This window comes from Nonomuraea sp. SYSU D8015 (genome assembly GCF_008065375.1).
Lineage (GTDB): Bacteria > Actinomycetota > Actinomycetes > Streptosporangiales > Streptosporangiaceae > Nonomuraea.
Map to the genome: position 1 here is coordinate 57479 of NZ_VJYI01000037.1, position 16209 is coordinate 73687.

The window sequence follows — 16209 nt, forward strand, 5'->3', positions numbered from 1 at the left end:
CGCGGATGCGGGCTCTGGTGGCGCTTCTCCTCCTGCTCCTCGTCGCAGGCTGCGCGGCTGCGCCGGCGGCGCAGCCCTGGCCGCGACCGGTCTCCGGCCCGGCGGCGTCCGAGCAGGGGCGGCGGTCGGCGGGGGTCCGCCTGTCGGCGGCCCTGGTGTCGCCGGTCGACGTCGTGCTGCGCTGGGACGCGCATGATCCGGACGCGGCCGGGCACGTGCTCGAGTTCGCCACCGAGCCCGAGGGTCCGTACACGATTCTGGCCTTCCTCCCGCCGGAGGAGACCGCCTACACCCATCCCGACCTCATCCCGAGGACCATGTTCCACTACCGGCTGCGCCCCTACTACGGTCTGGCCTCGGCACCCGTCGACGTGACCGTCGGGGACGGGCCGTACCCGGAGCCGTCCCCCGGCTGGTCGCAACCGCGCACCGTCCCGGGCACGCCGCGGGGCACGCTGCCCACCGGGAGCGGGGACGCGGCGCCGACCGGCCTGCGGGCCACCGTCACGCAGGCCGGCGGTGTGGCCTTCACCTGGACGGACCGCGCCGGCGACGAGGAGGGATACCTGCTGGAGAACCGCCCGGCGGGCCGGCCGGGCTTCCGGGTGGTGGCCGCGCTCGACCCGGACGTCAACGCGTTCGGCCTGATCACACTGCCCGAGGAGCGCCGGGCCGCGTACCGGGTGCGGGCGATCCGCCACGGAGCCCCGTCGAACGTCGTCCGGCTGACCACGGGCGGCGACTGAAGGAGAAGATCATCATCCTATCTCTCGTCATGGCTGTCGGCGGGCGGCTCGGAGCAGTGATCGGATGTCCGCCGTGACGAGCCGTCCGTCCGGCAGGCCCCACAGGTCATGGGTCCCGGGGGCGTAGACCGAGGCCGGCCGCCTCCGACGTACGCCCACAGCAGATCCGCCGCGGGCGTACGGCACCGATCACCTGCGAGCCCCCCGGCTACCGTCGTGGCATGGACGTCGTCGAGCTGCAGCCCCGCCTCCACCACCTCCGCTTCCCGATCGGGCACGCCTACCTCTGGGCGGGTCCGGAGGGGCTGACCCTGATCGACACCGGTGCGCCCGGCTCGGCGCCGGCGATCGCCGAGGCGATCCGGCAGGTGGGCCGCCATCCGGAGGAGCTGCGCACCGTGTTGCTGACGCACTTCCACGAAGATCACGTCGGCCCGGCGGCCGAGCTCGCGACCTGGGGTGACGTGCAGGCCGCGATGGCGGGCATGCCCCGTCCCGAGCCCGTGAGGGTCGACCGCGAGCTTGACGACGCCGACGTGATCGATCTCGGCGGCGGCGTGCGGGCCGTCGCGGTGGCGGCGCCAGGACACACGCCGGGCAGCGTGACCTACCACCTCCCCGACCTGGGAGTGCTGTTCACCGGCGACACGGCGGCCCGGGGACCTGAGGGAGGAGACGTCATCCTCGGGGTCTTCAACGCCGACCCGGCCGGGGCCGCCGCGTCCTTCCGGCGGCTGGCGGCCCTCGACGTCGAGGTCGCCTGCTTCGGCCACGGCGACCCGCTCGTCAAGGACGCCGGGGCGTGGCTGCACGCGGCCGCCGAGCGCCTGCCCGGGTGACCTCCTGCGAGCCGCTCAGCGAGGTCCGTCACTCCTGAACGGGCGGCCCGCCGGGGAGGCCGGCGGGGTCGCGCCAGGTGGCCAGGAACTCCTCGGCCAGGGCGCACGCGCCGGCGAACGGGCCGCCGGGGTGGTCGAGCGATGCGGCGGTGAGGCCGCGGACCCTCTGCTCCACCAGGGCTCGCGCCGAGGCGGCGTCGGAGATCTGACCGGCCACCTCGGCCACGTAGCCGATGGTGGCCCCGGCGCCGCAGACGAAGTCCGCCAGCGCCACCACGCCCCGCTCCCGCAACGTGCGCAGCCCGGCCGCCGTGTACGGGACGTTGGCCGCCGGGGCCACCACCCGGGCGCGCACCCGGGCGGCGCGTTCGGCGGTCAGCGTCCCCGTCCGCGCGCCGGGCACCAGCACGTCCGCCGCCACCTCGTACAGCGCCCCGGCCGGGAGCACGGGCAGCCCGAGGCGGCCGACGCAGGCGTCGCCGTGCTCGGCGCGCAGCTCCATCAGCGCGGCCACGTCCAGTCCCGACGGGTCGGCCACGCAGCCGTGCAGCGTCGACAGGGCGACGACGCGCGCGCCCCGCCGCGCCGCCTCCCGCACCACGGCGCCGCCCACCTTCCCGAACCCCTCCACCGCCACCGACCGCCCGGACAGCCCGCCGAGCGCGGTCTCGGCCGCGGCCACCACGCCGAGCCCGGTCACCACGGTGTCCACCAGCTCGCCGTCCACCTCCTGATGCATCACCGAGTCGGTGCGGTAGCCGGGCAGCGAGGCGAAGTCCTGCGTACGCGTGCCCAGGTCGGAGGCCGTGAGGAAGACGCCCTTCTCGACCAGCGGCGTGATCTCCCGGCAGTAGCGCGCCACCGTCTCGGCCCGCTCCTGCACCGTGGCGCGCAGCACCGCCTTCGCGCCGCCGATCCGCTCCCCGAGCACGGCCAGCTTGTACGTCATCGCCCGCGCCAGCAGTCCGGCCTCGTCGCGGGTGACGTCGGGAGCGAGCCGGGTCCCGCCCGCACTCGTCGGGCAATCCAGGTCGAAGGCGACGAACCCATCCACCGATACCAGTTCCACGAACCTCATTCCCGCTCCTCGTCTCGTTCGTTCGATGCCCACCGCACCCGCCGACCAGCCTTCCACTCCCACTGTTCGACGGGCCGGCGGCGCCGGATGAGGGGAGCAGGGACCACCGACCGCTCAAGCCACAAAAATATACAGGTGTTGAGGTTTGCCTCCCGGGCTCCTAGCCTGAGGGGGACCGTCAACGGAGACGACAGGGGATCTCGGCATGATGAAAGTCATCGGCGCGGGGCTTCCGCGCACCGGCACGACCTCGATGAAGGCCGCGTTAGAGCGGCTGGGCTTCGCCCCCTGCTACCACATGGTCGAGGTCATGACCCATCCCGACCACGTCGACCGGTGGCTGGAGGTGGCCGCCGGGAACGTCAAGACCCGCGAGGACTGGAACCGGGTGTTCGCCGGCGGCTACCAGTCCGCGACCGACTGGCCCGCCAGCCACTACTGGCGCGAGCTCGCCGACGCCTATCCCGAGGCGAAGGTGGTGCTCACCGTACGGGACCCGCGCAAATGGCATCCGAGCATCCGGATGCTGATGTCCGGCGGGATCCGCCCGGAGCCGGGCGACGAGATGCCCGAGCAGATGCGCCAGATGTTCGAGTCCATGGAGAGGATGCGGCCGGCGCTGGAGAAGATCGGCCGGTCCTACTTCGGGCCCGGCTGGAGCTTCGGGGACGACCTGGCGGACGAGGACCTGGCCGTGGCGGCGTTCGAGCGGCACACGGCGACGGTGAAGGAGGGCGTTCCGGCGGACCGGCTGCTGGTGTTCGACGTCCGGGAGGGGTGGGAGCCGCTGTGCGCCTTCCTCGGCGTGGACGTCCCGGCCGATGAGCCGTTCCCGCATCTGAACGACGCCGAGACGATGCGGCAGTCGTTCGCGCGGATGCAGGCGGGCGACATGTCGGCCTTCCCGTTCGGCCCTCAGGACCGCTGAGCCGCCGATCTCGCACTGCTCGCGCCGCCGGTGGCGGACAAGGAGCGTTGATTTAGGTTCGCCTCACCTTAGTTCGGTGTGATCGAGGGAGGCGGCCATCAGGCGCGAGCAGCATGCCCCGTACGGACCGGCGAAAACCCCGCTCCTCGCCGCTTCCCGAGCGACCCGCCGCGCGGCACCTCGACGAGCTGATGGACGCCGTCGCGGCCGCCCGCGGCCCCGTCGTCGAGCGGTCGTCTTCCGGCGAGGCCGAGGTCACGTTCGCCGTCGCCGGAGACCGCGCCCCACTGTCGCTCTGGATCCTGGGCGTACGCCAGGTGCTTCCGCAGCGGATGCGGCGGCTGGGCGTGGACGGCAGGGGCCGCCAGGTGTGGGCGTACGGCGCCCGGTTCCCGTCCGGCGGCACGCCGAACGTCTTGGGCCTGCTCGGCCGGCAGGACGTCCCCACCCCGGCGGCCATCGCCGACTGGGTCTCGCCCCTGGCCCGCCCCGGCGCCGCCGATCAGGACTGGCGGCACCGCCCCGTACGGCACGGGCGGCTCGTCACCGAGCGCGCGGGAGCCGGCCCGCTGCCGCGCCCGATCACCGTCTACCGGCCTCCGGGTCTCCTGGCCACGCGCCACGACCTGCCTCTGGTCGTCCTGTTCGACGGCGAGGCGTTCGCCTGGTTCGCCGCCGAGCTCGACGAGGCCATCGCCGCGGGGGGCTGCCCGCCTTCCTGGTCGCCTACGTCCACAACCTGTCCCGCAGGCGGCGCGACGACGAGCTCTCCTGCGATCCCGCCTTCACCTCGATGGTCGTGACGGAGCTCGTCCCGTGGCTGCGCGCCCGGCACGGCGCCGCGGCCGACCCCGACCGTGTGATCGTGGCCGGAGCGAGCCTCGGCGGGCTGACCGCCGCCTACCTGGCCCATGAGCGGCCGGACGTGTTCGGCGCGGCGCTGGCGATGTCAGGGTCCTTCTGGTGGGGGCCGCGCGGCCGGGCCGCCCGCGCCCTCGGCCGGCCCGCCGGGCCCGAGCTGCTCACCCGCCTGGCCCGTGACCGGCCGACCCTGGCCGGTACGGCTGTGGCTGAGCTGCGGCACTTTGGAGGCGGAGACCGGCAACCGCCGCCTGACCCTCGGGGAGTCCATCGACCACTTCGCCGAGGCGGCCCGGCCGCACGCGAAGGAGGTGCCCGTGCGGGAGTTCCCGGGCGGGCATGACACCCCCTGCTGGCGTCCGGCCCTGCGCGAAGGACTCCGGCATCTCACCGCGTCCTGGAAGTGCGCCTGAACCGGTCACCCGCCTCCGGTGGCTCGGCCGGCGCCCGGTGTCCGTCGGTGATCTCGACTGCTATCTTCTTAATGGGAAAGATAACCCGTTAACGATAGATGGGCGGAATCATGGAATATCGGCAGTTGGGGGCGTCCGGGCTGAAGGTTCCCGCGCTGAGCTTCGGCGCCGGGACGTTCGGCGGCAAGGGCGAGCTGTTCGGCGCATGGGGCGACACCGGCGCGGCGGAGGCCAGGCGGCTCGTGGACATCGCGCTCGACGCGGGCGTCACCCTGTTCGACACCGCCGACGTCTACTCCGACGGCGCCTCCGAAGAGGTGCTCGGCCAGGCGATCAAGGGCAGGCGGGACCGGGTGCTCATCTCCACCAAGGCCGGGCTGCCCACGGCCGACGGCGGCGCGGGCACCTCGCGCCCCCGCCTGATCAAGGCCGTGGACGACGCGCTGCGCCGCCTCGGCACCGACTACATCGACCTGTTCCAACTGCACGCGTTCGACGCGGCCACGCCGATCGAGGAGGTGCTGTCCACGCTCGCCGACCTCGTCCGGGCCGGCAAGCTCCGCTACGTCGGCGCGTCCAACTTCTCCGGCTGGCACCTCATGAAGTCGCTCGCGGTGGCCGAACGGTACGGCTACCCGCGCTACGCGGCCCACCAGGTGTACTACTCCCTGATCGGCCGGGACTACGAGTGGGAGCTGATGCCGCTCGGCCTCGACCAGGGCGTCGGCGCGCTGGTGTGGAGCCCGCTCGGCTGGGGCCGCCTCACCGGCCGCATCCGCCGCGGCAGCCCGCTTCCCGAGCGCAGCAGGCTGCACCGCACCGCCGCCTACGGCCCGCCGGTGGACGACGAGCGCCTGTACGCGGTGGTCGACGTCCTCGACGAGATCGCCGCCGAGACCGGCAGGACCGTCCCCCAGATCGCGCTGAACTGGCTGCTCCAGCGCCCGACCGTCGCTTCCGTGATCATCGGGGCGCGTGACGAGCGACAACTGCGCGACAACCTCGGCGCCGTCGGCTGGAGCCTCACCCGCGAACAGGTGGCCAGGCTCGACGCCGCCAGCACGGCCACGGCCGCCTACCCCTACTACCCGTACCGGAGCCAGGAGGGCTTCGCCCGCCTGAACCCGCCGATCGAATCCCTCATCCACGCCTCCTGATCTCCGCGCGCCCCCGCCTGCGGCGCCGTGCGCGGCGGGACACTGGAGGTGAGGAGGTGCGTGATGACCAGGCACATCGTGGTCGGCGTGGACGGGTCCGCGCCGGCGACGGCGGCCGTGGAGTGGGCCGCCGCCGACGCGCAGCGCAGGGGGCCGGCCATGCGGATCGTGCACGTGTGCGAGCAGTGGTCGTACGCCGGGGCCGGGACGGAGTACTGCGCCGGCGTGCTGGCCGCGGCCGCCGACCGGGCACGCGCCCTGACCCGGGACGTCGAGGTGACGACGCAGCTGCTGTCCGGGAACGTGATCGACACCCTGATCGGCGAGTCGGCGGCGGCCGACAGCGTGGTGCTGGGCAGCCGCGGGCTCGGCGGGTTCGCCGGGATGATCCTGGGCTCGATCGGCATGGGCGTCGCGGGGCACGCCGCCGGGCCGGTCGTGATCGTGCGCCGGCTCTCGGCGGTGGAGCACGACCGGGTGGTCGTGGGCGACGACGGCTCCGAGCACTCCGACGCCGCCATCCGGTACGCCGTCGGCCAGGCCCGCGCCCGCGGCGTCCCGCTGCACGTCGTCTACGCCTGGCAGGCCCCGGTGGTCTCGCCGTACGCGGCCGCGTACAACGTCCTGCTCGAAGAGGCCTACGAGCAGCAGAGCCGGGCGGCGGCCGAGCGGGTGACGCCGTGGCGGGAGAAGAACCCCGACGTCCGGATCGTGGACGAGCAGGTGCCGGGACACCCGGTGAACGTCCTCATCAAGGCGGGCAGCACGGCTGACCTGCTCGTGATGGGCTCGCGAGGGCTGGGCGGCTTCGCCTCCGCGGTGCTCGGCTCGGTCAGCCACGCGGTCCTGCACCGCCTCACCACCCCCGTCGCGGTGGTACGGCCCCGCGGAGAATGAGCCCCGAAGCCGTCGATCCGGCGGCGGCCCGTCCGTGTAGGGGGTGAGAGTTCCGGACGACTGAGGAAAGAGGTCACGGCATGGGCAAGGTCATCGTGATCGAGCACCTGACCCTCGACGGCGTCATGCAGGCCCCCGGCCACCCCGACGAGGACCCGCGCGACGGGTTCCGGCACGGCGGCTGGGCGACCCGGGCCCAGCACCCGGCCATGCAGGAGGCGATGGGCGCCCGCATGTCGAGCGCGTGGTCCCTGCTGGCGGGCCGCACGACGTACGAGCGCTTCGCGGACTACTGGCCCCGGCAGGCGCCGAACCCGTTCACCGACGCGCTCAACCGGGTCACGAAATACGTGGCGTCCACGACGCTGACCGAGCCGCTGCCCTGGGAGAACTCGATCCTCCTCAAGGGCGACGCGGCAGACGCCGTGGCCGGCCTGAAGGAGGAGGTCGCGGACAACCTGGTGGTGTTCGGCAGCGGCGTGCTGGTCAGATCGCTGCTGGCGGCCGGCCTCGTCGATGAGCTCGTCCTGCTGATCCACCCGCTGACACTGGGGTCGGGGCGGCGGCTGTTCGCGGACTCGGGCACGGGGCTGACCGCGTACGAGCCGGCGGACTCCGCGACGACCCCCACCGGCGTGATCATCGCCACCTACACGAGGTAACGCAGCCACAGGTAGGGCGCCACCAGCACCACGGTCACCGCCGTGACGATCAGGCCGTACTTGGTGAACTGCCAGAAGCTGATCGGGGTGCCGTTGCGGGCGGCGATGCCGAGCACCACGACGTTGGCCGCGGCGCCGACCGCCGTGGCGTTGCCGCCCAGGTCGGCGCCGAAGGCCAGCGCCCACCACAGCACCTGGTGGCCGCCGTTGGCCTGCACGAGCTGCTCCACGATGGGGCTCATGGTGGCGACGTACGGGATGTTGTCCACGATCGCCGACAACACCGCCGAGGCGCCGAGCAGGACCATCGTGGTCAGCTCCAGCCGCCCGCTGGTGGCCGCCACCGCGGTCTCCGACAATTGGCCGATCACGCCGGTCTCGACCAGGGCGCCGACCATGACGAACAGGCCCGCGAAGAACACCAGCGTGGGCCACTCCACCTCGGCGATGGCCTGCTCGGTGCGTACCTTCGTCACCGCCACCAGCACCCCGGCTCCGAGCAGCGCCACCACCGACGGCTCGTAGTGCAGCACCGGGTGCAGCACGAACGCCGCCATGACCAGGGCCAGCACGGCCAGCGACTGCCACAGCAGCCGGTGGTCGGCGATGGCCTCCCGCTCGTCCAAGGCCATGATCTCCGCGGCCCGGTCCGGGTCGTAGCGGAACCGGCGGCCGAACATCCACCAGCACAACCCGACGAACACCGCCATCAGCACGACCACCAGCGGCGCCATGTGGATGAGGAAGTCGTTGAAGGTGAGCCCGCCCCGGCTGGCGATGATGATGTTCGGCGGGTCGCCGACCAGCGTGGCCGCGCCGCCGATGTTGGACGCCATGGCCTCGGCGATCAGGAACGGCACCGGGTTGATGGCCAGCCGCTCGCACACCAGGAAGGTCACGGGCGCGATCAGCAGCACCGTGGTGACGTTGTCGAGCAGTGCCGACGCCAGAGCCGTGATGATCACCAGCAGCACCATCAGCCGGAACGGCCGGCCGCGGGCCCGTTTGGCCGCCCAGATCGCGAGGTACTCGAAGACGCCGGTCTGTTTGAGCACGCCGACGATGACCATCATGCCGAGCAGCAGGAAGATCACGTTCCAGTCGATGCCGGAGTGCTCGGAGAAGAACGCCGCGCCGGCGTCGGTGGCGTGGATCAGCAACATGATCCCCGCGCCGCCCAGCGCGGCGGCGACCCGGTGGACCTTCTCGGTGGCGATCAGCGCGTACGCGGTCAGGAACACCGCCACGCTCACCCAGGAGAGCGCGCTCACGCCACGACCACCTGGTCGGTCAGGGAACGGCCGGCAAGGTGGTCTTGAAAGTGCACAGGCATATCTTTCTGGCCAAAACGGATAAAGGACTCGCCGACCAGACTTCCCGGCACACCTGTAACCAACGTATCAAGAACCGCTAAGGTAAGCGTCGGTGCGCCGGGAAGTCTGGTCGGCAACAGCTTGTCCATGATCCGACCGGAGGCTCTGGTGCCCTGTCTCTCGCGGTGCCCCTGATGGGGACGTTACTGACGGCGTTCGCGGGCGTGCTGCTGCTCGCCGTGCTGCTGTCCAGCCTGGCCCACCGCACCATCCTGTCCACGGCGGCGCTGTTCCTGGTGGCCGGGTTCCTGCTGGGCGACGGCGCGCTGGGCGTGGTCTCGCTGCGGCCCGGCGACGACCTCGTGGGCACCCTGGCCGAGCTGGCCCTGTTCACCGTGCTGTTCACCGACGGCATGAGGGTGGGCTGGGCCGAGCTGCGCAGCGCCTGGCGGCTGCCGGGGCGGGCGCTGGGCTGGGGCCTGCCGCTCACCCTGGGCATCACCGCCGTCGGCGCGCACTACCTGCTCGGCCTGGGCTGGATCGAGTCGCTGCTGATCGGCGCGATCCTGGCGCCCACCGACCCGGTGTTCGCCGCGGCCCTGGTCGGCAACGAGAAGGTGCCGCCCCGGCTGCGGCAGCTGCTCAACGTCGAGTCGGGCGTCAACGACGGGCTGGCGCTGCCGTTCGTCATCCTCTTCCTGGCGATCGCGTCGGGCTCTGAAGACCTTCATCTCGGCGCGCTGGGGCTGGAGCTCGGCCTGGGGATCGTCATCGGGGTCGCCGTCCCGTGGGCGGCGATCAAGCTGGAGCAGACCCGCTGGTTCTCGGCCTCCACCCAGTACGAGCCGCTCAACGCGCTGGCCATCGGCCTGCTCGTGCTCGCGCTCGGCAAGGCCACGCACGGCAACCTCTTCCTGGCCGCGTTCTCGGCGGGGATCACCGTGGCGACCTTCGGGCCGCGGCAGCGGGAGTCGTTCGAGCACTTCGGCGAGCTGATCGCCGAGGTGTTCAAACTGGCCGCGCTGCTGGTGTTCGGCGCGCTCATCACCCCGGCGCTGCTCGGCTCGGTGGGCTGGCGTGGCTGGTTGTTCGCGGTCCTCGCGCTGGTGCTGGCCCGCCCCGTCGCCATCTGGCTGTCGTTCCTGCGCTCGGGGCTGTCCGTGCGCGAGCAGGCGGCGGTGGCCTGGTTCGGGCCCAAGGGCTTCGCCTCCGTCGTGTACGGGCTGCTCGTGCTCGGCTCCGGCATCGCCGCCGCGCAGCAGGTGTTCCAGATCGTCGCCGTGACGATCGTGCTGTCGATCCTGCTGCACTCCTCCACCGACATCGTGGTGGCCCGCGGCTTCGACGACGAGCGTGAGGTCCCGGCCTGGTACGGTGCGGCCCGGCGGCTGCGCAAGGCCGAGCGGGGGGAGGCGGCGCCGTGAGGTTCGGGGTGCGCCAGTTCGAGCTGGCCCTGATGCATCGCATGCGCGACCTGGACGCCGCGCGGGTCGACGACGCGCTCGAGGCCATGGGCGCCACCCGTGCCGAGCTCCGGGCCGCGCACACCCAGTGGACGGCCATGGCGCACTCCGCGCGGGCGCCGAAGGGGCGGGCCCTGTACCGGATGGCGCTCGGGCCGCCCGCGGACGAAGGCGCGCGCCCGGTCGGCAGCCTGACCTGCGACGTCGCCCGATGGCGGCTTCCCTCATGGCCGGACCTGCGGTTCGAGGTCCTTCTCGGCCCCGGTGGGGAGGTGTGGAACCAGTGGTTCGTCCGTCCGGGCGCGCCCAAGGTGCTGTCGTTAGCGGAGCTGGTGCCCTGGGGCTGTGTCGTCGCCGACGTCGGCGCGAGCTTCCCCGGAGCCTCCCACCTGGAAGGCTCGGCCCCGCACCACTGGACGGTCGGCTTCACCCACGAGGGCGCCGACTACCGCGCCCGCTTCGTCTACGGCCTCTACCAGCGCCTCGACCGCGCGGACGGCGCCTCCGGCGGCGGCCTCACCTGACCCCAGCGCGCCCGCGCCCATGCGGGCCGGTCATGTGGCAGCCTCGGCCGCCTTCGGCTCGGTCCGCATCGCGGCGGTGGAGGTGCGCTCCACGAGCTCGGGCTGGAAGATGACATGCCGGTGCTGGTGCCGGGAGCCCTGGTTGGCCTCCTCCAGCATCATCACCGTGGCCGTGTGGCCGAGCTGCTCGCGCGGCTGCCGGATCGACGACAACGGCACGGCGGCCGCCGCGGCGAAGTCGATGTCGTCGTAGCCGAGGATCGCCACGTCGTCGGGAACCCGCAGCCCGCGCTGCGTCAGCTCCTGCAGCACGCCCAGCGCGACCAGGTCGTTGCCGCAGAAGACCGCGGTGGGCCGCGTGGCGGGGGGCATCTCGGCGATCTTCTGCCCGGCCGTGCGGCCGGTGGCGACGTTGAGGTCGGGCAAGGGGATGACGGTCAGCGTCTCATCCGCAGTGAGCACACCGGCCAGCCCGTCGCGGCGGTCCTCCACCTGGCGGACGGTGAACGGCCCGCCGGCGAAGGCGATCCGCCGGTGCCCCCGCTCACGCAGGTGCAGCCCGGCCAGGCGGCCGCCGAGCACGTCGTCCACGGCGACGGCGCACCCGTGGCTGAGCCGCGACGAATTGTCGAACAGCACCACCGGGATGCCGCGGGAGACCAGCCGGTCCAGCCGTTCCCGCTGGCCCCGATCGTTCACGGGTGTGATCAGCACGCCCAGGGGGCGCTGCTCCTCCAGCATCTCCAGCAGCCGGGCCTCGCGGTCGGCGTCCTTGCTGCTGTTGAACACCATCACGGTGAGCTTGTCACGCTGCGCGGCCGCCTCGACGCCGCTGAGCACGTCGATGAAGAACGGGTTGGCCAGGTCGAGCGCCACGACGGCGATCGTCCGGCTGCGCCCGGCCCGCAGCTGGCGGGCCGAGCCGTTGCGGACGTAGCCGAGCTGCGCGATCGCGGCCAGCACGCGATCCCGGGTCTCGGGTGCTACCATGTCGGGCCGGTTGAGCACGTTGCTCACAGTGCCGACGGAGACCCCCGCGACCCGGGCCACCTCTTTGATGCTCGACATGGCCCCTCGGTATGACAACCTGCTTGAATCGTGTCAACGCGCTGAGTAGTACATCGCCTCAGGTCATAACCGCGTTCATCCTTGCGCCGTAGTCTAGTGCACGACCCGCATTATGAAACGATTCAATCCGCCCGATTCGGATGTGCCTCGCGAAGATCGGCAGCGCATCGCCCGGCGTCCAGCGGGGGACGCCGGGCGGTGAGGCGGCCGTCAGCCGAGCCAGCCGGGTGCGACCAGCACGCCCCAGGCGGCGAGGGGGCCCGCCACGACGATCACCGCGCCGTACGCGAGCAGCTTGCGGTAGAACACGTCCCGCTGCATGCCCCTGACGTTGGCCACGAGCAGCGCGCCCGTCGTCGAGAACGGGCTGACGTCGAGGATCGCCGACGACACCGACAGAGCCGCGATCATGGCGATCGGTCCCAGCGCGCCCGTCCCCAGGAGCGGCACCGCCAGCGGCACCAGCGCGCCCAGGATGCCCACGGTCGAGGCGAAGGCCGACACGACGCCGCCGACGTAGCAGATCAGCAGCGCCACCAGCAGCGGGATGCCGATCGCGGCGACGGACGTGCCGACGTAGTCGACGGTGCCGATCTCCTGCAGGACGCCGACGTACGTGACGACGCCGCAGATGAGCAGCACGGTCGGCCAGGCCACCTTCTCCACGGCGCCCTTGTTCGCCTTTGGGGAGGCGAGGGAGAGGATCACGGCGACGGTGACGGCGGTCAGGCCGACGTCGAGCTTGAACACCAGCACGGCCAGGCAGAGCGCCACGATCCCGGTCAGCGTCAACGCCTGGTGCGGCGTGAGCCGGAGCCCGCCCCCGGTCGTGGCGGCGGTATCCGGGCCGGTCGTGGTCCGGGTGCCGGGGCCGGTCGTGGTCTGGGTGTCCGGGGCGGTCGTCGTGCGGGTGTCCGGGGCGGGCACGGCCGCCTGGTCCCGCTCGGCGACGGCCCTGAGCGTGTGGTAGCCGTGGCCGTTCGCCTTCCAGGTCGCGGCCAGCTTGCCGACCCGATCGGCCACCTCGGCCGGGGTGTCGCCGAAGAACTCGACGAACAGCAGCGCCTCCGGGTCGCCCGCCAGGATGCCCGAGAGGGCCGCGTAGTCCACGCGCTGCCTGGACAGGTCGAGGATGGCCTTGTCGAGGAGCTCGACGGAGGCGGCGTCGAAGGCCAGCGCGTCGGCGGTGGCGGCGACGGCGGCGAGCGTGGAGGTGAAGTGCCCGACAGCGATCGCCTTGGCCCGCGGCCGCTCCACCAGGCGCACCGTGGCCTCGGTCACGACGGCCAGCGTCCCTTCGGACCCGACGATCAGCTTGGTGAGGTCCACATCGTCCGGCCCGTAGCCGATCGCCGGTCCTCCGCCCGGCCCTTCGCGCCCCGGCCTTCCTGCCGGCCCTCCGCCAGGTGGGTCGCTCCCGGTCAGGCCCCCAGTGGGGTGGCCGGCGGGGGCGCCGCCGGTCGCCGGGAAGGTGCGGAGCGCGCGGTCCAGGCGGTAGCCGCCCGAGTGACGCCAGAAGCGCGGGAACCCGGTCAGATCCACCCCGCGGAGGACCTCGGCCACCGCCGGCTTCAGCCGCGCGTCCATGGCCAGATCGGGCGTGGTGGCGTCGGCGAGCACCACGCGGAGCGACTCCACGTGGTCGATCGTGGAGCCGTACCGGACGGAGTGGCTGCCTGCCGAGTTGTTGCCGATCATGCCGCCGATCGTGGCCCGGTTGCTCGTCGAGGTGTCGGGCCCGAACATCAGCCCGTGCCCGCGGGCCGCCCGGTTGAGCTGGTCCTGCACGACCCCCGGCTGCACCCGGGCGGTGGCGCCGTCGATCTCGAGGATCCGGTTCATGTGCCGGGAGAAGTCGACGATCACCGCCGCGCCCACGGTCTGCCCTGCCAGGCTGGTGCCCGCCCCGCGCGGCAGCACCGGCACCCCGAGCTCAACGCACGCCGCCACCAGGGCCTGCACGTCGCCGGCGTCGCGGGGGAAGGCGACGGCGAGCGGCTCGATGGCGTACATGCTGGCGTCGGACGCGTACAGGTGCCTGGTGTAGGGATCGTCCCTGACGTCGCCGCCGATCAGCGGCGCCAGCTTCGCCGCCAGGCTCATCCGGCGGCCTCCTCGAGGTAGGCCAGCGCGGCCCGCACCCCGCCCTCCTTGATCGGCACCCCGGCCCCGAGCAGCCCCATCTCGACCCCGCCGAGCGTCCCCGCCAGCATCAGGTCGTTGAAATGGCCGAGGTGCCCGATCCTGAACACCCGCCCGGCCAGCCGGCCGAGCCCGGTGCCGAGCGACATGTCGTACCGCTCCAGGATGAGCTCACGGACGGCGTCGGCGTCGTGCCCGCCGGGCATCAGCACCGCGGTGAGCGAGCTGGAATGCTCGCGCTCGTCGGCGCAGAGCACCTCGAGCCCCCACGCCCGCACCGCCCGCCGGGTGGCCTCGGCGTGCCGGTCGTGCCGGGCGAACACCTGGGGCAGGCCCTCCTCCTCCAGCATGATCAGCGCCTCGCGGAGCCCGTACAGGAGGTTCGTCGGCGGCGTGTACGGGAAGAAGCCCCGCCGGTTGGCCGCGATGATCGGATCCCAGTCCCAGTACGAGCGCGGCAGCCACCCCCGGTGGGCCAGTGCCTTCGGCCCGACCGCGTTGAACCCGAGCCCCGGCGGCAGCATGAGCCCCTTCTGGGAGCAGCCGACGGTCACGTCCACGCCCCACTCGTCGTGGCGGTACTCCATCGAGGCCAGCGACGAGATCGTGTCCACCAGCAGGAGCGCCGGATGCCCGGTCGCGTCCATGGCGTCGCGGATCTCGGGGATGCGGCTGCGCACGCCGGTCGAGGTCTCGTTGTGGACCACCATGACCGCGGCGTGCTCGGCGGTGAGCAGGTCGGCGATCGCGTCCGGGTCGGCGCCGTGCCGCCAGTCGCCCGGCACCAGGTCCACGACCAGCCCCAGCCGGGTGGCCATCTCGCACCACAGGGCCGAGAAGTGCCCGGTCTCGAACGCCAGCACCCGGTCGCCCGGCGAGAGCGTGTTGACCAGCGCCGCCTCCCACGCCCCCGTCCCGGAGGAGGGATAGATCACCACGTCGTGGCGGGTGCCGAAGACCGGTTTGAGCCGTTCCAGCAGCTCGCCCGCCAGCTCGGCGAAGGCGGGGCCGCGGTGGTCGATGGTGGGGCGGGCGATGGCGCGCAGCACCCGGTCGGGGACGTTGGTCGGTCCTGGGATCTGCAGGAAGTGGCGGCCCACGTCGTCATGCTCCTGTCGTGCCGTGTCACGGCACAATGTGCCGTGTAGCGGTTCATTAACATTAAAATCAGCCTGCAGAGGAGTCAATGGATGCAGAACGTGATCAACGCCCTCCGCGTGCTCGAAGAGGTCGCCGCTCGTCAGCCCGCCGGCGTCGGAGAGCTGGCCCGCGGGCTCGGCCTGCCCAAGAGCACGGTGCAGCGCTCCCTGCGCACGCTGCACGAGGCCGGCTGGATCAGGCCCGCCGGGGGCACGGTCACGCGCTGGCAGGTGACCAGCAAGGCCCTGCAGGTGGGGCGGCGGGCCGAGCTGGGGCTGCGCGACGTGGCGCTGCCGGTCATGGAGGAGCTGCGCCAGCGCACCGGCGAGACCATCCACCTCATGATCCCGGAGGGTGACGCGGTCGTGCTGATCGAGCGGCTGGAGACCGACAAGCCGCTGCGCATCGTGCTGCCGCTCGGCATCAGGCTGCCGCTGCACGCCTCGGCCAACGGCAAGGCGGTGCTCGCTTACCTGGACTGCCCCATCGCCGAGCTGCCCACGTACACCGACACCACGATCACCGACCCGGAGCTGCTGAGCGCCGAGCTGGCCGAGGTGCGCGCCCGCGGCTACGCCGACAACCGCGGCGAGTGGCGCTCCGACATCGCCGCCGTGGCCGCCGCCGTCATCGGCCCCGACGGCCCGGTCGCCAGCCTCAGCGTCTCCACCCCGGCCAGCCGCATGCCGGACGACCTCAGGCGGGAGTACGGCAAGCTCGTCACCCAGGCGGCGCGGACGCTGAGCGAGTCCCTGCCGCGCTAGCGGGATCGCCGTCCGCCGCCGGTTTCAGGGCGGCAGACGACGATCAGGTGGCTTCACATCGTCAATACCTGCTACGCGCCGACCCCGGCCTCCTTGGCGGCTTGGTCGATGGCGGTCAGCTCCTCGTCGGTGAAGTCGAGGCGGTCCACGGCGGCCACGTTGGCCTCCAGTTGTTCCGGGCTGGAGGCGCCGACCAGGACGGAGGTGATGCGGG

At 72.6% G+C, this 16209-nt stretch carries 18 protein-coding genes and 1 pseudogene; 12 read left to right on the forward strand and 7 right to left on the reverse strand.

Going from position 1 to position 16209, the window contains the following annotated elements; genetic code table 11:
* Window positions 1-5 precede the first annotated feature (5 nt).
* On the forward strand, window positions 6-746 hold the full coding sequence (locus ID574_RS55535) for a fibronectin type III domain-containing protein (RefSeq protein WP_188197180.1): 741 nt from the start codon (window positions 6-8) through the stop codon (window positions 744-746).
* Between the two features lie 221 nt (window positions 747-967).
* On the forward strand, window positions 968-1585 hold the full coding sequence (locus ID574_RS55540; protein WP_188197181.1) for an MBL fold metallo-hydrolase: 618 nt from the start codon (window positions 968-970) through the stop codon (window positions 1583-1585).
* 28 nt (window positions 1586-1613) lie between these two features.
* On the opposite strand, the gene ID574_RS55545 is transcribed toward ID574_RS55540, so the two are convergent.
* Entirely contained in the window at window positions 1614-2663 is a 1050-nt protein-coding gene (locus ID574_RS55545; protein ID WP_188197182.1) for a Glu/Leu/Phe/Val dehydrogenase, read from the reverse strand.
* Window positions 2664-2868: 205 nt separating this feature from the next.
* Between ID574_RS55545 and ID574_RS55550 the strand changes: the two genes are divergently transcribed.
* From ID574_RS55550 to ID574_RS55575, 7 genes and pseudogenes are all read left to right on the forward strand, one after another.
* On the forward strand, window positions 2869-3591 hold the full coding sequence (locus tag ID574_RS55550) for a sulfotransferase family protein (protein ID WP_336245664.1): 723 nt from the start codon (window positions 2869-2871) through the stop codon (window positions 3589-3591).
* Window positions 3592-3704: 113 nt separating this feature from the next.
* The gene (locus tag ID574_RS55555) at window positions 3705-4394 is read left to right on the forward strand and encodes an alpha/beta hydrolase (RefSeq protein WP_188197183.1); all 690 of its coding nucleotides are present in this window, start codon (window positions 3705-3707) and stop codon (window positions 4392-4394) included.
* Window positions 4385-4546 (forward strand): annotated as a pseudogene (locus tag ID574_RS63280) (alpha/beta hydrolase-fold protein); the annotation flags it as partial. The gene ID574_RS55555 and the pseudogene ID574_RS63280, both read left to right, overlap by 10 nt.
* 82 nt (window positions 4547-4628) lie before the next feature.
* Complete coding sequence (locus ID574_RS61250; RefSeq protein WP_223168110.1) at window positions 4629-4865, forward strand: hypothetical protein; 237 nt, start codon at window positions 4629-4631, stop codon at window positions 4863-4865.
* 110 nt (window positions 4866-4975) lie between these two features.
* Window positions 4976-6022, forward strand: coding sequence for an aldo/keto reductase (locus ID574_RS55565; RefSeq protein ID WP_188197185.1), 1047 nt, complete (start codon window positions 4976-4978; stop codon window positions 6020-6022).
* 63 nt (window positions 6023-6085) lie between these two features.
* Window positions 6086-6919: a universal stress protein gene (locus tag ID574_RS55570; protein WP_188197186.1), complete on the forward strand. Its 834-nt coding sequence runs from the start codon at window positions 6086-6088 to the stop codon at window positions 6917-6919.
* A gap of 80 nt (window positions 6920-6999) precedes the next feature.
* Window positions 7000-7581 (forward strand): dihydrofolate reductase family protein, encoded by a 582-nt coding sequence (locus ID574_RS55575; protein WP_188197187.1) that lies wholly within the window; start codon window positions 7000-7002, stop codon window positions 7579-7581.
* Here ID574_RS55575 and ID574_RS55580 read toward each other — a convergent pair.
* Both ID574_RS55580 and ID574_RS55585 read right to left on the reverse strand, forming a co-directional pair.
* Window positions 7569-8852, reverse strand: coding sequence for an ArsB/NhaD family transporter (locus ID574_RS55580; protein ID WP_188197188.1), 1284 nt, complete (start codon window positions 8850-8852; stop codon window positions 7569-7571). The two genes, ID574_RS55575 and ID574_RS55580, sit on opposite strands and share 13 nt — an antisense overlap.
* Window positions 8849-9043 carry a hypothetical protein gene (locus ID574_RS55585; protein ID WP_188197189.1) on the reverse strand — a complete coding sequence of 65 codons (195 nt, stop codon included), beginning with the start codon at window positions 9041-9043 and terminating at the stop codon, window positions 8849-8851. Before ID574_RS55585 ends, ID574_RS55580 begins: the two co-directional genes overlap by 4 nt.
* 45 nt (window positions 9044-9088) lie before the next feature.
* Between ID574_RS55585 and ID574_RS55590 the strand changes: the two genes are divergently transcribed.
* On the forward strand, window positions 9089-10318 hold the full coding sequence (locus ID574_RS55590) for a cation:proton antiporter (RefSeq protein ID WP_188197190.1): 1230 nt from the start codon (window positions 9089-9091) through the stop codon (window positions 10316-10318).
* Window positions 10315-10881: a hypothetical protein gene (locus tag ID574_RS55595; protein WP_223168107.1), complete on the forward strand. Its 567-nt coding sequence runs from the start codon at window positions 10315-10317 to the stop codon at window positions 10879-10881. The genes ID574_RS55590 and ID574_RS55595 overlap by 4 nt, the downstream gene beginning before the upstream one ends.
* Window positions 10882-10911: 30 nt before the next feature.
* Here the strand turns inward: ID574_RS55595 and ID574_RS55600 are convergent, their stop codons facing one another.
* The 3 genes from ID574_RS55600 to ID574_RS55610 all read right to left on the reverse strand — a co-directional run bounded on the left by ID574_RS55600 (window position 10912) and on the right by ID574_RS55610 (window position 15191).
* A complete protein-coding gene (locus ID574_RS55600; RefSeq protein ID WP_188197191.1) occupies window positions 10912-11949 on the reverse strand; it encodes a LacI family DNA-binding transcriptional regulator in 1038 nt (345 codons plus the stop codon).
* Between the two features lie 210 nt (window positions 11950-12159).
* A complete protein-coding gene (locus ID574_RS61255) occupies window positions 12160-14052 on the reverse strand; it encodes an SLC13 family permease (protein WP_223168108.1) in 1893 nt (630 codons plus the stop codon).
* Window positions 14049-15191, reverse strand: coding sequence for a pyridoxal-phosphate-dependent aminotransferase family protein (locus ID574_RS55610; protein WP_188197192.1), 1143 nt, complete (start codon window positions 15189-15191; stop codon window positions 14049-14051). Before ID574_RS55610 ends, ID574_RS61255 begins: the two co-directional genes overlap by 4 nt.
* Window positions 15192-15281: 90 nt before the next feature.
* Between ID574_RS55610 and ID574_RS55615 the strand changes: the two genes are divergently transcribed.
* Window positions 15282-15995 carry an IclR family transcriptional regulator gene (locus tag ID574_RS55615; protein ID WP_188197193.1) on the forward strand — a complete coding sequence of 238 codons (714 nt, stop codon included), beginning with the start codon at window positions 15282-15284 and terminating at the stop codon, window positions 15993-15995.
* Between the two features lie 71 nt (window positions 15996-16066).
* Here ID574_RS55615 and ID574_RS62600 read toward each other — a convergent pair whose 3' ends face one another.
* Window positions 16067-16204 carry an aldo/keto reductase gene (locus ID574_RS62600; RefSeq protein ID WP_336245665.1) on the reverse strand — a complete coding sequence of 46 codons (138 nt, stop codon included), beginning with the start codon at window positions 16202-16204 and terminating at the stop codon, window positions 16067-16069.
* Window positions 16205-16209 lie beyond the last annotated feature (5 nt).

Coding starts and splice junctions, on each gene's coding strand:
- ID574_RS55615 (WP_188197193.1), top strand. CDS start 15,282: ATGCAGAACGTGATCAACGCCCTCCGCGTGCTCGAAGAGGTCGCCGCT.
- ID574_RS55575 (WP_188197187.1), top strand. CDS start 7,000: ATGGGCAAGGTCATCGTGATCGAGCACCTGACCCTCGACGGCGTCATG.
- ID574_RS55590 (WP_188197190.1), top strand. CDS start 9,089: ATGGGGACGTTACTGACGGCGTTCGCGGGCGTGCTGCTGCTCGCCGTG.
- ID574_RS55565 (WP_188197185.1), top strand. CDS start 4,976: ATGGAATATCGGCAGTTGGGGGCGTCCGGGCTGAAGGTTCCCGCGCTG.
- ID574_RS55550 (WP_336245664.1), top strand. CDS start 2,869: ATGATGAAAGTCATCGGCGCGGGGCTTCCGCGCACCGGCACGACCTCG.
- ID574_RS55600 (WP_188197191.1), bottom strand. CDS start 11,949: ATGTCGAGCATCAAAGAGGTGGCCCGGGTCGCGGGGGTCTCCGTCGGC.
- ID574_RS55585 (WP_188197189.1), bottom strand. CDS start 9,043: ATGGACAAGCTGTTGCCGACCAGACTTCCCGGCGCACCGACGCTTACC.
- ID574_RS55545 (WP_188197182.1), bottom strand. CDS start 2,663: ATGAGGTTCGTGGAACTGGTATCGGTGGATGGGTTCGTCGCCTTCGAC.
- ID574_RS55540 (WP_188197181.1), top strand. CDS start 968: ATGGACGTCGTCGAGCTGCAGCCCCGCCTCCACCACCTCCGCTTCCCG.
- ID574_RS55570 (WP_188197186.1), top strand. CDS start 6,086: ATGACCAGGCACATCGTGGTCGGCGTGGACGGGTCCGCGCCGGCGACG.
- ID574_RS55535 (WP_188197180.1), top strand. CDS start 6: ATGCGGGCTCTGGTGGCGCTTCTCCTCCTGCTCCTCGTCGCAGGCTGC.
- ID574_RS61255 (WP_223168108.1), bottom strand. CDS start 14,052: ATGAGCCTGGCGGCGAAGCTGGCGCCGCTGATCGGCGGCGACGTCAGG.
- ID574_RS55555 (WP_188197183.1), top strand. CDS start 3,705: ATGCCCCGTACGGACCGGCGAAAACCCCGCTCCTCGCCGCTTCCCGAG.